Origin of the sequence: Staphylococcus sp. HMSC14D10, from assembly GCF_001808125.1 — a bacterium.
In the GTDB taxonomy this organism is placed as follows: domain Bacteria; phylum Bacillota; class Bacilli; order Staphylococcales; family Staphylococcaceae; genus Staphylococcus; species Staphylococcus haemolyticus.
This window is the reverse complement of sequence record NZ_KV792255.1, coordinates 30,632-47,338: the sequence shown is the minus strand read 5'-3', so window position 1 is coordinate 47,338 and position 16,707 is coordinate 30,632. Positions and strand designations below refer to the sequence as shown.

The following is a 16,707-nucleotide window of genomic DNA, read 5'->3' as shown; positions in this document are numbered from 1 at the left end:
ATATGATGTGATTGCATGCTCTAGCCTTTTTTATTTAAATCAATATTATATTCAGATATCGCTATAATAGTTACGATAAGTAGCTCATATGATATTATGAAAGTAAATTAACGATATTCTAAAACGTATGTATACAATAAAAAGATTAACTAGGCGGTGTCAAAATGACGAACCATAAAGAAAATGAAATGAGTAAAAGTGAACTATTAGTAGTAACAGGTCTATCCGGTGCGGGTAAATCAGTGGTCATACAATGTTTAGAAGATATTGGTTACTTCTGTGTTGATAATCTACCACCTATTTTACTCCCTAAATTTGTAGAATTAATGGAACAAGGTAATCCTTCTTTGCAAAAAGTAGCTATTGCTATAGATTTAAGAGGTAAAGAATTATTTAAATCATTAGTAGAAGAAATTGATGCAATCAAAAGTAGAAACGATGTAATTGTAGATGTCATGTTTTTAGAAGCGGAAACAGAAAAACTAATTTCTAGATACAAAGAATCTAGACGAGCTCACCCTTTAAATGAAAATGGACAAATGTCTTTGATGGATTCAATCTTAGAAGAAAAGCAATTGCTTAGCAATATTCGTACAATCGCTAATTATATTGTAGATACAACTCAATTGACGACGAAAGAACTTAAAGCTAGAGTGAAAGAAAAATTTGAAGATGAGAATTTTAAATCCTTTAGTATCAATGTATCAAGTTTCGGTTTTAAACATGGTATACAAAAAGACGCAGATTTAGTATTTGATGTTCGTTTCCTACCAAATCCTTATTATGTTGAAGACTTAAGACCGATGACAGGAGAAGATGAACCAGTTTACCATTATGTTATGAAATGGAAAGAAACTGAAATATTTTTCGAAAAATTAATGGATTTACTGAAATTTATGATACCAGGTTATAAAAAAGAGGGTAAATCACAATTAGTAATTGCAATAGGTTGTACAGGAGGTCAACATCGCTCTGTTGCGTTAGCTAAACGCATTGGTGAAGAATTAACAGAAATATTTGATTATAATGTCTATGTTCATCACAGAGATGCACATATCGAAAGTGGCGTGAGAAAATGAAACAATTAAAGGTTGTACTCATAGGCGGTGGAACAGGCCTATCAGTATTGGCAAGGGGGCTGAGAGAGTACCCCATTGATATAACGGCCATCGTTACTGTAGCTGATGATGGTGGTAGTACTGGTAAAATACGAAGTGAGATGGATATACCTGCTCCAGGTGATATTAGAAATGTTATCGCAGCACTAAGTGATGCTGAACCAGTCATAGAAGAATTATTTCAGTATCGATTTAAAGAAAATCAAATCGAAGGGCACTCACTAGGTAATTTATTACTAGCAGCCTTAACAAATATAAAGAATGACTTCGGTCATGCAGTTAAAGAATTAAGTAAGATTTTAAATATTAAAGGTAAAGTGATTCCTTCAACGAATACTAATGTTATGCTAAACGCAGTGTTAGAAGACGGAGAAATTGTACGAGGAGAATCTCAAATACCAAAGAAAAACAAACGTATTGATCGTGTTTTTTTAGAACCTGAAAATGTTGAGCCTATGGAAGAAGCAATTGACGCATTAGAAGATGCAGATTTAATCGTGCTCGGACCTGGCTCACTATACACAAGTGTTATTTCGAATTTATGTGTTAAAGGTATGTCAGAAGCTATTTTACGTTCTAAAGCACCTAAATTATACATATCTAATGTTATGACTCAACCGGGAGAAACATCAGATTACGATGTTATGGACCATATTCAAGCAATACATAAACATGCTGGAAGTGATTTTATTGATTATGTCATCTGTAGTAATGATAAATACGATGATAAAGTGTTAGAACGTTATAAAGAGCGTAATGCTAAACCGGTTGTTATGGATGAACATAAAATTACAGATCATAATATTAGAATGGTTACGTCATCTAATTTAGTCGAAATATTAGATGATCATTTAGTACGTCACAATACTAAAGTTTTAGCAAGATTGATCTATGATTTAGCACTTGAAATGACAAGTACGATTCAATTTAGACCTAAAAAATAACACTTCTAATCATCTGTATAACTATGGTATGATATAGGGCGTATGTTTATTAATGTATTAGTGTAATATAGTGCAACTATATAGGATGTTAGTTACATGTATATATAAAATTGATTAGAGGGGGAAATGTGATGAGTTTTGCATCAGATATGAAGAATGAATTAACACGCATTGATGTTGATGAAAGCAATGCCAAAGCAGAGCTTAGCGCATTAATTCGTATGAACGGTGCACTTAGCCTATCTAATCAACAATTCGTAATTAATGTTCAAACAGAGAATGCTACGACTGCTAGAAGAATTTATTCATTAATTAAACGCATATTTAATGTAGAAGTGGAAATTCTAGTTCGTAAAAAAATGAAATTAAAGAAAAATAATATTTATATTTGTCGTACAAAAGTGCGAGCTAAAGAAATTCTAGATGAACTTGGTATATTAAAGAATGGTATTTTTGTTCACGATATAGATGCTAGCATGATTAAAGATGATGAAATGCGTAGAAGTTATTTAAGAGGCGCATTTCTAGCTGGAGGATCTGTAAATAATCCAGAGACATCATCCTATCATTTAGAAATATTTTCTCAATATGAGAATCATTCTGAAGGTTTAACTAAATTAATGAATAGTTATGGATTAAATGCTAAACATTTAGAACGAAAAAAGGGTAGTATTGCTTATTTAAAAGAAGCTGAAAAGATTTCTGACTTTCTAAGTTTAATAGGTGGATACCAAGCATTATTGAAGTTTGAAGATGTGCGAATTGTTAGGGATATGAGAAATTCAGTGAATCGTTTAGTAAATTGTGAAACTGCAAACCTTAATAAGACTGTAAGTGCCGCTATGAAACAAGTAGAAAGTATTCAGTTAATTGAACAGGAAATCGGATTAGATAATTTGCCTGATCGCTTAAGAGAGATTGCTAAACTTCGAGTTGAGCATCAAGAAATCTCTTTAAAAGAACTAGGAGAAATGATATCGACTGGTCCGATATCTAAATCTGGAGTCAACCACCGTTTAAGAAAGTTAAATGAACTTGCAGACAAAATTCGAAGTGGTGAAAAAATAGAATTATAAGTATAAACTCGTCATGGATTGGCGAGTTCTTTTTTTAGAACTAGAGACTTGAATCCCTGAATGGTCCCTGAAATTTAGTTTTCTTTGGTTTTTAATTAAAAGATAAATAAAAAAGAACGCCGCCACAACGGCATTCTTGAAATTAAAATGTGCATAATTAAAGCTATTAGCCCCCTCGAGAGGAGTCGAACCTCTATCTTAAGAACCGGAATCTTACGTGCTATCCGTTACACTACGAGGAGATATTAAATGATAAAGACAAATTTCTGTACTAATTGTTATTTTAAAAGTACAATCTGAATGTATGTTTATAGTGTACAAAATCTATTAAAATATGGTCAACTTTTCTTAATGCTAGATGAGTTTAAATTTTGACCATTTTTGACTTTTGATGTAAAATACTAATTAACAGTTAATCACAAGGAGGAAATATAAATGAATTTAATTCCTACAGTAATTGAAACAACAAATCGCGGTGAACGCGCATACGATATTTATTCACGTTTATTGAAAGACCGTATTATTATGTTAGGTTCTGCAATTGATGATAATGTAGCAAATTCAATTGTATCACAATTATTATTCTTACAAGCTCAAGACTCTGAGAAAGACATCTATCTATATATTAATTCTCCAGGTGGTAGTGTTACTGCTGGATTTGCAATTTATGATACAATTCAACATATTAAACCAGATGTACAAACAATCTGTATCGGTATGGCTGCATCAATGGGTTCATTCCTATTAGCAGCTGGCGCAAAAGGTAAACGCTTTGCATTACCAAACGCTGAAGTTATGATTCACCAACCATTAGGTGGTGCACAAGGACAAGCAACTGAAATCGAAATTGCTGCTAATCACATTTTAAAAACACGTGAAAAATTAAACAAAATTTTAGCTGAACGTACAGGTCAAAGTATTGAAAAAATTCAAAAAGATACTGATCGTGATAACTTCTTAACTGCTGACGAAGCTAAAGAATATGGTTTAATTGATAATGTTATGCAACCAGAAGATAAATAATCAAATTTAACCATGACATACAAATGGGGAGTGTTTAAACAAACACTCCCCGTTTTTTTATGACTATTTTAATTGTTTGAAGAACATTTTAGGAACAGTCGAATAGATATAATAAGTAAAATAATGCCACTTAAAATGAAGAATATAGACATTAATATAATTACTAAATTATGTTCGAAAGCGAAAATACCATTGAGTATAAGAAATAGACTTGCGATGATAAGTAGAATATAAGTTAATTTCTCGTCATTCATTTTCAAAACTCCAATTAAATTATTATGCATCTATTAAATCTTCGAAAGCAATTTTTAGATTAGAATAGTTAAATGTAAAACCGAGCGCATCCAGTTTATTTGGTAATACCTTTTGCGTATCTAAAACAACCGTAGACATTTCACCAAGTGCTAATCGCATTAGGAATGATGGCACCCATGTTTCATGAGGGCGATGCATGACACGCGCAAGTGTGTATCCAAATAAATTTTGGCGTTCAGCAATTGGTGCAGCCATATTGAATGGACCTTTTGCTTTAGGATTATCGATTGTGAATAGAATTGCGCGCACTAAGTCATTAATGTGAATCCATGAATACCATTGGAATCCAGATCCTAATTTACCACCTACGAAGAATTTATAAGGAAGCTTCATCGTCTGTAAGGCGCCTCCATCATTAGATAAAATCATGCTGAATCTGCCAAGTACTACTCGCGTACCAAATGACTCAAAGCGTTTAGCAAAACGTTCCCACTGATAAACCACATCAGATAGAAAATCAAATGGATGTGTTTGATATTTTTCTGTATACGTATGATATAAACTAGGTGGATAATAACCCATTGCACTAGCATTAAAGAGCACTTCAGGTTTATGTTCCCGTTGGCTAAACAAGTCAACTAGTGATTGTGTTGACTGAATACGACTAGTCATAATCAATTGTTTATATGATGGAGTCCAGCGTTTATTTAAAGTTGCACCAGCCAAATTAACTACAACATCTATATCTGGAACTTGGGACATCCAACCGTCTTTTGACCAATTAACATAAGAAATCTTTGGATCATCACTTTGCTTATCACTACGAGTTAGTATTGTAATATGTACATCGCGATTCTTTAATTTATTTACTAATTGACTGCCTACCATTCCAGTTCCGCCAGTTATTAAGAATTGCTTCATATTTACACCTCTATTAATTTATAGTATTAAGATAGCTTTTCTATTATCAACATTGAACTTTTCTTGTTCAAAAAATGTACAATGATTAGTCAATAATATGTCATTTACTAAGCTGTAGACAGGATTTAAATTATCTAAAGTTAAGTTATAATTAATTTGTACCTTCGCTATAGTAGATTTCAATATCTCTGAGTAAATTGAGTATACCCCATAGACTACACAAAATAAACGAAGGTCAATTTTGACTCCCTTTAGTAGAAGCCCATGCGAGAATCGTGTGGGCTCTTTGTATATCTATTATAGTCCTAATGAATAAAGATTAAGAATAATATGATTAGAGGAATGAAAATGACTGATAAAAATATAAAATCAAACTGAGATGTATGACTGTCATCATAATCATCATTATTCAACATCATAGTTTTTAGATTATGTTTAGGTACATTTTCATCTTCAAATATATCTTCAGAAACAAATTTTTTCATTATGACTCACACTTTCACATTATAATAAAATTAAATTTGCATAATTGATGTTTGTAATTACTTATGATGTTATCATATATAAGTGATTATGTATCATTATAATTAATGTCTTAAACCTTTTTATTTCATTTCCGTGCGAATTACTGTAAAATTATATGCTACATTTAGGGGACTAGACAATTTTAATATATTAAAGTGAGGTAACTTATGTCTAAGAACAATAGAAATAGAGATGACTTTGGTGAACCGGAAAAGAAAAAAATGAGTGGCATTTCGAAACTTATTAGTACGATTATCGTTTTATTATTATTAAGCGGATTAGCATTTGCGATTTTTGCATTTGTAGATCATTCAAATCGTTCAAGTGAACGCTTAAACAATCAATCAACTGAAGAGCACAAAGATAAAAATGATAAAAAAGACAAAGAAGATAAAGACAAAAAGGATAAGTCAGATAAAGATAAAAAAACTAGTGAAGATAGTTCGAATGTGACTCAAGAAAATGTTACGCAGCAAACAGCTCAAACCCAACAACGTCAGACACAACAAGCAACACCTTCAACTCAACAAAGAACTAAACAACAGCCATTAACAGAAGAGAAACAAAGAACCAAAGAAGCACAGACTAAGGAAGAAAAAACACAAGAGAGAACAACTAAAGAAGAAGCTACAACAGAAGAAGCTCGCACTAAAGAACAAGCAACTCAAGAAAGTAACAGTAATAATAGCAGTGATAGTAATTCTAGTGAGTCAAATACGGATAAGTCTAATAGTAACCAGACAAGCAATCAAACTAGAACGCAACAATCACCGCAAACACAACAACGATCAACAACTCAGTCGTCTACGCAGCAATCAACCACAAGACAAACTTCACAACGAAGTTCTACGTCTAGTCAAAGTCAGTCAAGCCAAAAATCATCAAATAGTAATGAATAATATAGTTAGTAGTTATCAAAGTGAGATTTTGAAACAGTCATGTTTCAAGTCTCACTTTTTACTTTTTTAAAACATCCAATTGAGTAAAAAGGTAAATATAATTGAAAGCAAAATAGAAATGATTATTGAAGAAAGGCAACCAAATGGACAACCACAACCATAATGATATCTTATTGAATAGTTGTTACGTTCATTACCATTAAAATAGTTATCATCTTTATATCTACGATCTTCAGGGTCAATGACTTCTACATTATTATCATTTTCTTGAGCCATTTCTTCATCCTCCTTAAATGAATTTCTTATATTGTAAATTAAAATAGTTTAAACAAGAAAGTATTTTGCAAAAGAATAATTTCTAAACTTAAAGGGTAATACTATAAAATAAGGGTTTAATTAAACTTTGTGCCACTTTATAAAATGGGAAATACTACTTAAATTAGGGAATTTTACAGATAATTTTAAATATTAGAGTTTTTCTCTTGCATTTTCAACAACACAATAGTACTATTGCAAGTGTAAAGAGGTTAGATTTTGTCCCGCGCGGGACACAATAAGTCAAACCGGGTTTACGCTATTGGTTACCCTTTATACATAAAGGAGGAAGGTAGTAGTGAAGGACTTGATTAAAATTCAACAGAAGCTGATACCTGATTTAATTGATAAAATGTATCGACGCTTTTCTATCTTAACTACTATCTCAAATAATCAACCAGTAGGTAGAAGAAGTTTAAGTGAGCACATGGATATTACCGAACGTGTCTTAAGATCTGAAACTGATATGTTGAAAAAGCAAGATTTAATTCAAGTCAAATCGACTGGAATGGAAATCACTGAAGAAGGCAAGTCAGTTTTGAATCAGCTTAACGAATATTTCAATATTTATACTGATGATAATCAATTAGCTGATCAAATTAAGTCAACTTTTGGTATTAAAGAAGTTCATGTTATACCTGGTGATGCAGATGCTCAAGAGAATGTTAAATCCGAAATGGGAAGACAAGCTGGCCAATTATTGGAAAGCATCTTATATGAAGACGCTATTGTTTCAGTAACAGGTGGTTCAACAATGGCAAATGTAAGCCGAGCCATGCATCTTCTACCATTTAATGTATTTTTCGTACCAGCTCGTGGTGGTCTTGGTGAGAATGTTATTTATCAAGCTAACACGATTTCAGCGAGCATGGCGCAACAAACAGGTGGTTATTATACAACACTTTATGTACCAGATAATGTGAGTGAATCAACGTATAATACACTTCTGATGGAACCCTCTGTGGTTCATACATTAGATAAAATTAAACAAGCAAATATAACAATTCACGGTATTGGTGATGCGCTGAAGATGGCGTATCGTAGACAATCGTCAGAACAGGTGATTGAAAGCCTTCAACATCATCAAGCCGTCGCAGAAGCTTTCGGTTACTATTTTGACGCTCAAGGAAATGTAGTCTACAAAGTAAAGACAATAGGACTACAACTTGAAGATTTAGAAACCAAAGATTTTATATTCGCTGTTGCAGGTGGACAATCTAAAGGTGAAGCAATTAAAGCTTACTTAAGTATTGCACCTAAAAATACAGTTTTAATTACTGATGAAGCAGCAGCAAAGGTAATATTAAATTAGTAATAAAAAGTTTAAAGCTTTTTAAATATCATTTTAAAGGAGGCCATTATAATGGCAGTAAAAGTAGCAATTAATGGTTTTGGTAGAATTGGTCGTTTAGCATTTAGAAGAATTCAAGACGTAGAAGGTATTGAAGTAGTTGCAGTAAACGACTTAACAGACGACGAAATGTTAGCTCATTTATTAAAATATGACACTATGCAAGGTCGTTTCACAGGAGAAGTTGAAGTTATTGATGGTGGTTTCCGCGTAAATGGTAAAGAAGTTAAATCATACGAAGAACCAGATGCAAGCAAATTACCTTGGGGCGATTTAGATATCGACGTAGTATTAGAATGTACTGGTTTCTATACAGATAAAGAAAAAGCAGAAGCACACATCAATGCAGGTGCTAAAAAAGTATTAATCTCTGCACCAGCTAAAGGTGATGTAAAAACAATCGTATTCAACACTAACCACAATGACTTAGATGGTTCAGAAACAGTTGTTTCAGGTGCATCATGTACTACTAACTCATTAGCACCAGTTGCTAAAGTATTAAGTGATGAATTTGGTTTAGTTGAAGGTTTAATGACAACTATTCACGCATACACTGGTGACCAAATGACTCAAGACGGTCCACATAAAAAAGGTGACAAACGTCGTGCGCGTGCAGCAGCTCAAAACATCGTACCTAACTCAACAGGTGCTGCAAAAGCAATCGGTAAAGTTATTCCTGAAATCGATGGTAAATTAGACGGTGGTGCTCAACGTGTACCAGTTGCTACAGGTTCATTAACTGAAGTAACAGTTGTATTAGAAAAAGACGTTACTGTTGAAGACGTTAACAAAGCAATGAAAAACGCTTCAAACGAATCATTTGGTTACACTGAAGACGAAATCGTTTCTTCTGACGTAGTTGGCATGACTTACGGTTCATTATTCGATGCTACTCAAACTCGTGTAATGTCTGTTGGTGACCGTCAATTAGTTAAAGTTGCAGCTTGGTATGACAACGAAATGTCTTACACTGCTCAATTAGTTCGTACTTTAGAATATTTAGCAGAATTATCTAAATAATTTAGAAGCATAGTTAAATAAACTTGTGCTCAGTATGGATGTACTATTCACAGTACACTTGTACAAATTATTGAAATAAGTTAGCTTATGAGTAAGCGGGGAGCACTAACGCTTCTCCGCTTATTTTTATATTAGTAATTCCTATTTAGAGGAGGAAATTATAATGGCAAAGAAAATTGTTTCTGATTTAGATTTAAAAGGGAAAGTTGTTTTAGAACGTGCTGATTTCAATGTACCTTTAAAAGACGGTAAGATCACAAATGATAACCGTATTGTTCAGGCTTTACCAACAATTAAATATATCATCGAACAAGGTGGTAAATTAGTACTATTTTCTCACTTAGGAAAAGTTAAACAAGAAAGTGATAAAGAAGGTCTTACATTAAAACCTGTTGCTGATGCTTTATCTGAAAAATTAGGTAAAGAAGTTACTTTCGTACCTGAAACACGTGGTAAAAAATTAGAATCAGCTATCAAAAACTTAAGTGAAGGCGATGTATTATTAGTTGAAAATACACGTTTCGAAGATTTAGATGGTAAAAAAGAATCTAAAAACGATCCTGAACTAGGTAAATATTGGGCATCACTAGGTGATGTATTTGTAAATGATGCTTTCGGTACAGCTCACCGCGAACATGCTTCTAATGTTGGTATTTCAACGCATTTAGAAACAGCGGCTGGTTATTTAATGGAAAAAGAAATTAAATTTATCGGTGGTGTTGTTAACGATCCACATAAACCAGTAGTTGCAATTTTAGGTGGCGCAAAAGTATCTGACAAAATTGGTGTTATTAAAAACTTAGTAAATATCGCTGATAAAATTCTTATTGGTGGTGGAATGGCGTATACTTTCTTAAAAGCACAAGGCAAAGAAATTGGCTTATCTTTACTAGAAGAAGACAAAATCGACTTTGCTAAAGAATTACTTGAAAGTAATGGCGATCAAATTGTGTTACCAGTAGATGCGAAAGTTGCGAAAGAATTCTCAAATGACGCTGAAATTACTGAAGTATCAATCGATAACATCCCTTCTGATCAAGAAGCAATGGACGTTGGCCCTAAAACTGTTGAATTATTCTCTAAAGAATTAGAAGGTGCACATACAGTAGTATGGAATGGACCTATGGGTGTATTTGAATTTAGTAACTTTGCTCAAGGTACAATCGGTGTATGTAAAGCCATTGCTAACTTACAAGACGCTACTACAATTATCGGTGGTGGTGACTCAGCAGCAGCTGCAATTTCTTTAGGTTTTGAAGATGACTTCACACATATTTCTACTGGTGGCGGTGCATCATTAGAATACCTAGAAGGTATTGAATTACCAGGAATTAAAGCAATTAATGATAAATAATCATCTTATAAAAGGTGTACGTTTTTCTAAGCATTTTCAAGGGAAAATGTACAAAGAATAAGACTTTACGTCTTAAAAAGTTATTTAACGCTAAAATTACAATTTTAAATATATAGGAGTGTAATCAATGAGAAAACCAATCATAGCTGGTAACTGGAAAATGAACAAAACAGTTAAAGAAGCTAAAGACTTCGTTAATAATTTACCAACATTACCTGATGAAAAAGAAGTTGAATCAGTAATTTGTGCACCAACAATTCAATTAGATGCATTAATTTCATTAGTGAATGATGGCAAAGCAAAAGGATTGAAAATTGGTGCTCAAAACACTTATTTTGAAGATAATGGTGCATTCACAGGAGAAACTTCTCCAGTGGCATTAGCTGACTTAGGTGTTAAATACGTAGTTATTGGACACTCAGAACGTCGTGAATTATTCCATGAAACAGATGAAGATGTGAATAAAAAAGCACATGCGATATTTAATCATGGCATGACACCAATTATTTGTGTTGGTGAAACTGATGAAGAACGCGAAAATGGCAAAGCTAATGAAATCGTTAGCAATCAAGTTGAAAAAGCATTAGAAGGTTTATCAGAAGAGCAACTTAAAGAAGTTGTTATTGCATACGAACCAATTTGGGCAATCGGTACTGGTAAATCAGCTACTTCTGATGATGCTAATGAAATGTGTGCTCACGTGCGTAAAACAGTAGCGAAAGTGGCTAGTCAAGATGTTGCTGATGCAACACGTATTCAATATGGTGGTAGTGTTAAACCTAACAACGTTAAAGAATACATGGCTCAATCTGACATTGATGGTGCATTAGTAGGTGGCGCATCATTAAAAGTTGAAGATTTCGTACAATTGTTAGAAGGTGCAAAATAATTATGGCTAAACAACCGACAGCTTTAATCATTTTAGATGGTTTCGCTAATCGTGAAAGTGAACATGGTAATGCTGTAAAACAAGCGCATAAACCAAATTTTGACCGCTATTACAGTAAATACCCAACTACACAAATTGAAGCCAGTGGTTTAGACGTAGGTCTTCCAGAAGGCCAAATGGGTAACTCAGAAGTTGGTCATATGAACATTGGTGCAGGACGTATTGTTTACCAAAGTTTGACACGAATCAATAAATCAATCGCAGATGGCGATTTCTTTGAAAATGATGTGTTAAATAACGCCGTGCAACATGTTAATGAGCATGATTCTGCATTACATGTCTTTGGATTACTATCTGATGGTGGTGTACACAGTCATTACCAACATTTATTTGCATTGTTAGAACTTGCTAAACAAAAAGGTTTAGATAAAGTTTATGTACATGCATTCTTAGACGGTCGTGACGTAGACCAAAAATCAGCACTAAAATACATTGAGGAAACAGAAGCTAAATTTAAATCATTAGGTGTAGGTGAGTTCGCATCTATTTCTGGCCGTTATTACGCTATGGACCGTGATAAACGTTGGGACCGTGAACAAAAAGCATATAATGCTATCCGTAACTTTGAAGGGCCTGCTTATGCTTCAGCAAAAGAAGGCGTTGAAGCTAACTACGCTAATGATTTAACAGATGAATTTGTTGAGCCATTTATTGTTGAAGGTCAAAATAATGGCATCAATGATGGAGATGCAGTTATCTTCTTCAACTTCCGCCCTGATAGAGCAGCTCAGTTGTCAGAAGTATTTACTAATAAAGCATTTGATGGCTTTAAAGTAGAACAAGTTAAAGATTTATTCTACGCAACATTTACTAAATATAATGACAATGTAGATGCTGAAGTTGTCTTCGAGAAAGTGGATTTAACAAATACAATTGGTGAAGTTGCTCAAAATAATAACTTAAAACAATTACGTATTGCTGAAACTGAAAAATATCCACATGTAACGTACTTCATGAGTGGTGGACGTAATGAAGAATTTGAAGGTGAGCGTCGTCGTTTAATCGATTCACCAAAAGTAGCGACTTACGATTTAAAACCAGAAATGAGTGCGTATGAAGTTAAAGATGCGTTATTAGAAGAGTTAGATAAAGGGGATTTAGATTTAATTATCTTAAACTTTGCTAACCCTGATATGGTTGGACATAGTGGTATGTTAGAACCAACTATCAAAGCAATTGAAGCAGTGGATGAATGCTTAGGTGAAGTTGTTGATAAAATCTTAGACATGAATGGTTATGCAATTATTACAGCTGACCATGGTAACTCTGACCAAGTATTAACAGATGATGATCAACCAATGACTACTCATACGACTAATCCGGTTCCTGTTATTGTAACTAAAGAAGGCGTTACATTACGTGAAACTGGTCGTCTGGGAGATTTAGCACCAACACTATTAGATTTATTAAATGTAGATCAACCATCAGACATGACTGGTGAATCACTTATTAAACACTAAAAATTAGTCCAGTTATAAATGGTAAGAATATTGAAATCCCTAATACGATATTTGAAACTTTAGGGATTCAGTCCTTATCTGATATAAATATTTTATTTAAAGATTAAATCAAGCTATAATAGCTTTAGAATCTAAATTAAAGGAGATTTTTCACATGCCAATTATTACAGATGTTTATGCTCGCGAAGTCTTAGACTCACGTGGTAACCCAACAGTTGAAGTTGAAGTATTAACTGAAAGCGGTGCTTTCGGTCGTGCATTAGTGCCATCAGGTGCTTCTACAGGTGAACACGAAGCAGTTGAATTACGTGATGGAGATAAATCACGTTATAGCGGTAAAGGTGTTACTAAAGCTGTTGAAAATGTTAACGAAATTATTGCACCAGAAATCGTTGAAGGTGAATTTTCAGTATTAGATCAAGTATCTATTGATAAAATGATGATTCAATTAGACGGTACACCTAACAAAGGTAAATTAGGTGCAAACGCTATTTTAGGTGTATCTATCGCAGTTGCACGTGCAGCAGCAGACTTATTAGGTCAACCTTTATACAAATATTTAGGTGGATTCAACGGTAAACAATTACCAGTTCCTATGATGAACATCGTTAATGGTGGTTCTCACTCAGACGCACCAATCGCATTCCAAGAATTCATGATTTTACCAACAGGTGCAGAATCATTCAAAGAAGCATTACGTTGGGGTGCTGAAATCTTCCATAACTTAAAATCAATCTTAAGTGAACGTGGTTTAGAAACAGCAGTAGGTGACGAAGGTGGTTTCGCTCCTAAATTTGAAGGTACTGAAGATGCTGTAGAAACAATCATTAAAGCTATCGAAAAAGCAGGTTACAAATCTGGCGAAGATGTATTCTTAGGATTCGACTGTGCTTCATCTGAATTCTACGAAAATGGTGTATATGATTACACTAAATTCGAAGGTGAACATGGTGCGAAACGTAGCGCAGCTGAACAAGTTGACTACTTAGAAGAATTAATTGGTAAATACCCAATCATCACTATCGAAGATGGTATGGATGAAAATGATTGGGACGGTTGGAAACAATTAACTGATCGTATTGGAGATAAAGTTCAATTAGTAGGTGACGATTTATTCGTAACTAACACTGAAATCCTTTCTAGAGGTATTGAACAAGGTATTGGTAACTCAATCTTAATCAAAGTTAACCAAATTGGTACTTTAACAGAAACTTTCGAAGCAATCGAAATGGCTCAAAAAGCTGGATATACTGCAGTAGTTTCTCACCGTTCAGGTGAAACAGAAGATACTACAATCTCTGATATCGCAGTAGCTACTAATGCTGGTCAAATTAAAACTGGTTCATTATCAAGAACTGACCGTATTGCTAAATACAATCAATTATTACGTATTGAAGATGAATTATTTGAAACTGCTAAATTCGATGGTATCAAATCATTCTACAATTTAGACAAATAAGTATAATAATTTAACCTATTTAAAACATTAATAGAGTTCACGCTTATGTATTACCTGTCACAGAGTTGAGACTGTGGCAGGTTTTTTAATTATTAAACAATGTAAGTGATTAACTAAATTGTAAAATCATAATGACAAAATCATTAATGTAGCTTTTATCACATATATCTAACCTACTAATGATTTTTAACGAACATGGAACAGATTTAATTTAGGTATACAAACTGATATAATAGTTATGTATATAAAAGAAGGAGAAATAAAGATGGAGAATCAACTTAATCAACCTAGTCAAAGAGAACGCAATGCAGGTAAATTAATAGGCTACAGTTCTTTAATTTTATGTATTTTATTGATCATCCATAACTTTATTGCACTAGATACGTTAACTGCTAAGACACTATTATCACAGGCAGGACAGAAAGCAAGTGATAGTGCAGTAGCTAATATATTAAATAGCTTTAGATATACTGGCATTATGTATATTTTGGCATATTTAGCAGGTGTCATTGCATTATGGAATCGACATAAATATCTGTGGTGGTTTATGTTTGCAGTCTATGTTTCAAATGTATTATTTACATTAGTAAACGTAACTATGGTTATAAATGCGATAATAACAGCTAAATCAATGTTGTTTATTATTCCTATTATAATCGTAATTGTGGGCTCTACAGTATTAGCATTATACATGCTAGTTATTTCAATCATCCGTAAGAGTACCTTTAATCGATAGTCATTGATTATAAAGACTAGTATATGATATAATTCGGAACGTATATAATGAATGGAGGACAATTTTCATGCATACACTTTTTATAGTACTATTAATTATTGATTGTATTGCATTAATCACTGTTGTATTACTCCAAGAAGGTAAAAGTAATGGACTTTCAGGTGCTATTAGTGGTGGCGCAGAACAGTTATTTGGTAAACAAAAACAACGTGGCGTCGATTTATTCTTGCATAGATTAACAATTATTTTAGCAGTCATTTTCTTTTTAATAATGATTGGTATCAGTTACTTTGGTTTATAAGGTCCGACGATGTTAATGTCGGGCTTTTTTATTTATAATGAATAGTGACGGACGACGTCATTGATATTTAGTCAGGAGACCTAAGGTCCGATTTAAATAATGCATATTTCCGAGATAATAAGGGAATATTTAGTTAAATATAATATTAATACGAAGCATTGTATTTGAATTAAAAAATATAACGCAAGAATAATTTTGAGATAATGATGGAAGAGGGATTTTAAATGCAAATTAAATTACCACAACCGTTTTTCTTTGAGGAAGGAAAACGAGCAGTCTTACTTCTACATGGATTTACAGGTAATTCATCAGACGTAAGACAATTAGGAAGATTCCTACAGAAGAAAGGTTACACTTCTTATGCGCCTCAATATGAAGGGCATGCTGCACCACCTGAAGAAATTCTAAAATCAAGCCCACATGTGTGGTTTAAAGATGTGATTGATGGTTATGATTATTTAGTGGACCAAGGCTATGAAGAAATTGCCGTAGCAGGCTTATCTCTTGGTGGTGTATTCGCATTGAAATTGAGCTTAAATCGTCCTGTAAAGGGTATTATAACTATGTGTGCACCCGCTGAAGGTAAAACGCAAGGTGCGATATACGAAGGCTTTTTAGAATATGCACGAAACTTCAAAAAATATGAAGGCAAAGATCAAGCAACGATTGATAAAGAAATGGAAGACTTCCATCCTACTGAAACGTTAAAAGAGTTAAGCGAAACATTAAATAACGTTAGAAACGAAATCGATGAAGTGTTAGATCCAATTTTAGTAGTACAAGCTGAAAATGATGAAATGATTAATCCTCAATCAGCAAATTATATATACGAGAATGTCGACTCAGATGAAAAAGACATCAAATGGTATGCAAATTCAGGACATGTCATTACAATCGATAAAGAAAAAGAACAAGTATTCGAAGATGTATACAGTTTCTTAGAAACTTTAGATTGGTCTGAATAATAAATTTAAAAATATTAAACGAAAGAAGAAAGGAGG

The 16,707-nt window shown here is 33.3% G+C and carries 18 protein-coding genes and 1 tRNA gene; 14 read left to right on the top strand and 5 right to left on the bottom strand.

Annotated elements, in window-relative coordinates; all coding sequences use genetic code 11:
• Nucleotides 1–164: 164 nt before the first annotated feature.
• The 3 genes from rapZ to whiA all read left to right on the top strand — a co-directional run bounded on the left by rapZ (nt 165) and on the right by whiA (nt 3,138).
• Nucleotides 165–1,079: an RNase adapter RapZ gene (rapZ, locus tag HMPREF3134_RS06960; RefSeq protein WP_011276388.1), complete on the top strand. Its 915-nt coding sequence runs from the start codon at nt 165–167 to the stop codon at nt 1,077–1,079.
• Entirely contained in the window at nt 1,076–2,062 is a 987-nt protein-coding gene (gene yvcK / locus HMPREF3134_RS06955; protein WP_070441746.1) for a gluconeogenesis factor YvcK family protein, read from the top strand. The genes rapZ and yvcK overlap by 4 nt, the downstream gene beginning before the upstream one ends.
• Before the next feature lie 131 nt (nt 2,063–2,193).
• Nucleotides 2,194–3,138, top strand: a complete 945-nt coding sequence (whiA, locus tag HMPREF3134_RS06950; protein WP_037548865.1) for a DNA-binding protein WhiA — start codon at nt 2,194–2,196, stop codon at nt 3,136–3,138.
• A 170-nt stretch (nt 3,139–3,308) separates the two neighbouring features.
• On the opposite strand, the gene HMPREF3134_RS06945 is transcribed toward whiA, so the two are convergent.
• Nucleotides 3,309–3,380 (bottom strand) — tRNA-Arg (locus tag HMPREF3134_RS06945).
• Between the two features lie 193 nt (nt 3,381–3,573).
• Here HMPREF3134_RS06945 and clpP point away from each other — a divergent pair.
• Nucleotides 3,574–4,161 carry an ATP-dependent Clp endopeptidase proteolytic subunit ClpP gene (clpP, locus tag HMPREF3134_RS06940; RefSeq protein ID WP_011276385.1) on the top strand — a complete coding sequence of 196 codons (588 nt, stop codon included), beginning with the start codon at nt 3,574–3,576 and terminating at the stop codon, nt 4,159–4,161.
• A gap of 68 nt (nt 4,162–4,229) precedes the next feature.
• Here the strand turns inward: clpP and HMPREF3134_RS11775 are convergent, their stop codons facing one another.
• From HMPREF3134_RS11775 to HMPREF3134_RS06930, 3 genes are all read right to left on the bottom strand, one after another.
• Nucleotides 4,230–4,415, bottom strand: coding sequence for a hypothetical protein (locus HMPREF3134_RS11775; protein ID WP_075140371.1), 186 nt, complete (start codon nt 4,413–4,415; stop codon nt 4,230–4,232).
• 22 nt (nt 4,416–4,437) lie between these two features.
• Nucleotides 4,438–5,337 carry a TIGR01777 family oxidoreductase gene (locus HMPREF3134_RS06935; protein ID WP_070441743.1) on the bottom strand — a complete coding sequence of 300 codons (900 nt, stop codon included), beginning with the start codon at nt 5,335–5,337 and terminating at the stop codon, nt 4,438–4,440.
• A 305-nt stretch (nt 5,338–5,642) separates the two neighbouring features.
• On the bottom strand, nt 5,643–5,822 hold the full coding sequence (locus HMPREF3134_RS06930) for a hypothetical protein (RefSeq protein ID WP_011276381.1): 180 nt from the start codon (nt 5,820–5,822) through the stop codon (nt 5,643–5,645).
• A gap of 207 nt (nt 5,823–6,029) precedes the next feature.
• Between HMPREF3134_RS06930 and HMPREF3134_RS06925 the strand changes: the two genes are divergently transcribed.
• A complete protein-coding gene (locus tag HMPREF3134_RS06925) occupies nt 6,030–6,761 on the top strand; it encodes a DUF4887 domain-containing protein (RefSeq protein ID WP_011276380.1) in 732 nt (243 codons plus the stop codon).
• A gap of 66 nt (nt 6,762–6,827) precedes the next feature.
• On the opposite strand, the gene HMPREF3134_RS06920 is transcribed toward HMPREF3134_RS06925, so the two are convergent.
• A complete protein-coding gene (locus HMPREF3134_RS06920) occupies nt 6,828–7,037 on the bottom strand; it encodes a hypothetical protein (RefSeq protein ID WP_011276379.1) in 210 nt (69 codons plus the stop codon).
• Nucleotides 7,038–7,374: 337 nt separating this feature from the next.
• Here HMPREF3134_RS06920 and HMPREF3134_RS06915 point away from each other — a divergent pair, with 337 nt between their 5' ends.
• The 9 genes from HMPREF3134_RS06915 to HMPREF3134_RS06875 all read left to right on the top strand — a co-directional run bounded on the left by HMPREF3134_RS06915 (nt 7,375) and on the right by HMPREF3134_RS06875 (nt 16,671).
• Nucleotides 7,375–8,388, top strand: a complete 1,014-nt coding sequence (locus HMPREF3134_RS06915; RefSeq protein ID WP_011276378.1) for a sugar-binding transcriptional regulator — start codon at nt 7,375–7,377, stop codon at nt 8,386–8,388.
• Nucleotides 8,389–8,439: 51 nt separating this feature from the next.
• Nucleotides 8,440–9,447, top strand: a complete 1,008-nt coding sequence (gap, locus tag HMPREF3134_RS06910) for a type I glyceraldehyde-3-phosphate dehydrogenase (protein WP_011276377.1) — start codon at nt 8,440–8,442, stop codon at nt 9,445–9,447.
• A gap of 163 nt (nt 9,448–9,610) precedes the next feature.
• Nucleotides 9,611–10,801, top strand: a complete 1,191-nt coding sequence (pgk, locus tag HMPREF3134_RS06905; RefSeq protein WP_070441740.1) for a phosphoglycerate kinase — start codon at nt 9,611–9,613, stop codon at nt 10,799–10,801.
• Nucleotides 10,802–10,928: 127 nt separating this feature from the next.
• Nucleotides 10,929–11,690, top strand: a complete 762-nt coding sequence (gene tpiA, locus HMPREF3134_RS06900; protein ID WP_070441737.1) for a triose-phosphate isomerase — start codon at nt 10,929–10,931, stop codon at nt 11,688–11,690.
• Between the two features lie 2 nt (nt 11,691–11,692).
• Entirely contained in the window at nt 11,693–13,210 is a 1,518-nt protein-coding gene (gene gpmI / locus HMPREF3134_RS06895; RefSeq protein ID WP_070441735.1) for a 2,3-bisphosphoglycerate-independent phosphoglycerate mutase, read from the top strand.
• Between the two features lie 154 nt (nt 13,211–13,364).
• A complete protein-coding gene (gene eno / locus HMPREF3134_RS06890) occupies nt 13,365–14,669 on the top strand; it encodes a surface-displayed alpha-enolase (protein ID WP_070441732.1) in 1,305 nt (434 codons plus the stop codon).
• 265 nt (nt 14,670–14,934) lie between these two features.
• Nucleotides 14,935–15,405 (top strand): hypothetical protein, encoded by a 471-nt coding sequence (locus HMPREF3134_RS06885; RefSeq protein ID WP_011276372.1) that lies wholly within the window; start codon nt 14,935–14,937, stop codon nt 15,403–15,405.
• A gap of 67 nt (nt 15,406–15,472) precedes the next feature.
• Nucleotides 15,473–15,706: a preprotein translocase subunit SecG gene (gene secG / locus HMPREF3134_RS06880; RefSeq protein WP_011276371.1), complete on the top strand. Its 234-nt coding sequence runs from the start codon at nt 15,473–15,475 to the stop codon at nt 15,704–15,706.
• A gap of 224 nt (nt 15,707–15,930) precedes the next feature.
• Nucleotides 15,931–16,671 (top strand): alpha/beta hydrolase, encoded by a 741-nt coding sequence (locus HMPREF3134_RS06875; protein WP_011276370.1) that lies wholly within the window; start codon nt 15,931–15,933, stop codon nt 16,669–16,671.
• Nucleotides 16,672–16,707: the final 36 nt, after the last annotated feature.

Excerpts from the sequence above, each read along its gene's own strand:
- rapZ (WP_011276388.1), top strand. The coding sequence starts at position 165 with ATGACGAACCATAAAGAAAATGAAATGAGTAAAAGTGAACTATTAGTA.
- whiA (WP_037548865.1), top strand. The coding sequence starts at position 2,194 with ATGAGTTTTGCATCAGATATGAAGAATGAATTAACACGCATTGATGTT.
- gpmI (WP_070441735.1), top strand. The coding sequence starts at position 11,693 with ATGGCTAAACAACCGACAGCTTTAATCATTTTAGATGGTTTCGCTAAT.
- HMPREF3134_RS06935 (WP_070441743.1), bottom strand. The coding sequence starts at position 5,337 with ATGAAGCAATTCTTAATAACTGGCGGAACTGGAATGGTAGGCAGTCAA.
- yvcK (WP_070441746.1), top strand. The coding sequence starts at position 1,076 with ATGAAACAATTAAAGGTTGTACTCATAGGCGGTGGAACAGGCCTATCA.
- gap (WP_011276377.1), top strand. The coding sequence starts at position 8,440 with ATGGCAGTAAAAGTAGCAATTAATGGTTTTGGTAGAATTGGTCGTTTA.
- eno (WP_070441732.1), top strand. The coding sequence starts at position 13,365 with ATGCCAATTATTACAGATGTTTATGCTCGCGAAGTCTTAGACTCACGT.
- HMPREF3134_RS06920 (WP_011276379.1), bottom strand. The coding sequence starts at position 7,037 with ATGGCTCAAGAAAATGATAATAATGTAGAAGTCATTGACCCTGAAGAT.
- pgk (WP_070441740.1), top strand. The coding sequence starts at position 9,611 with ATGGCAAAGAAAATTGTTTCTGATTTAGATTTAAAAGGGAAAGTTGTT.
- HMPREF3134_RS06930 (WP_011276381.1), bottom strand. The coding sequence starts at position 5,822 with ATGAAAAAATTTGTTTCTGAAGATATATTTGAAGATGAAAATGTACCT.
- HMPREF3134_RS06875 (WP_011276370.1), top strand. The coding sequence starts at position 15,931 with ATGCAAATTAAATTACCACAACCGTTTTTCTTTGAGGAAGGAAAACGA.
- clpP (WP_011276385.1), top strand. The coding sequence starts at position 3,574 with ATGAATTTAATTCCTACAGTAATTGAAACAACAAATCGCGGTGAACGC.
- HMPREF3134_RS11775 (WP_075140371.1), bottom strand. The coding sequence starts at position 4,415 with ATGAATGACGAGAAATTAACTTATATTCTACTTATCATCGCAAGTCTA.
- tpiA (WP_070441737.1), top strand. The coding sequence starts at position 10,929 with ATGAGAAAACCAATCATAGCTGGTAACTGGAAAATGAACAAAACAGTT.
- HMPREF3134_RS06925 (WP_011276380.1), top strand. The coding sequence starts at position 6,030 with ATGTCTAAGAACAATAGAAATAGAGATGACTTTGGTGAACCGGAAAAG.
- HMPREF3134_RS06885 (WP_011276372.1), top strand. The coding sequence starts at position 14,935 with ATGGAGAATCAACTTAATCAACCTAGTCAAAGAGAACGCAATGCAGGT.
- secG (WP_011276371.1), top strand. The coding sequence starts at position 15,473 with ATGCATACACTTTTTATAGTACTATTAATTATTGATTGTATTGCATTA.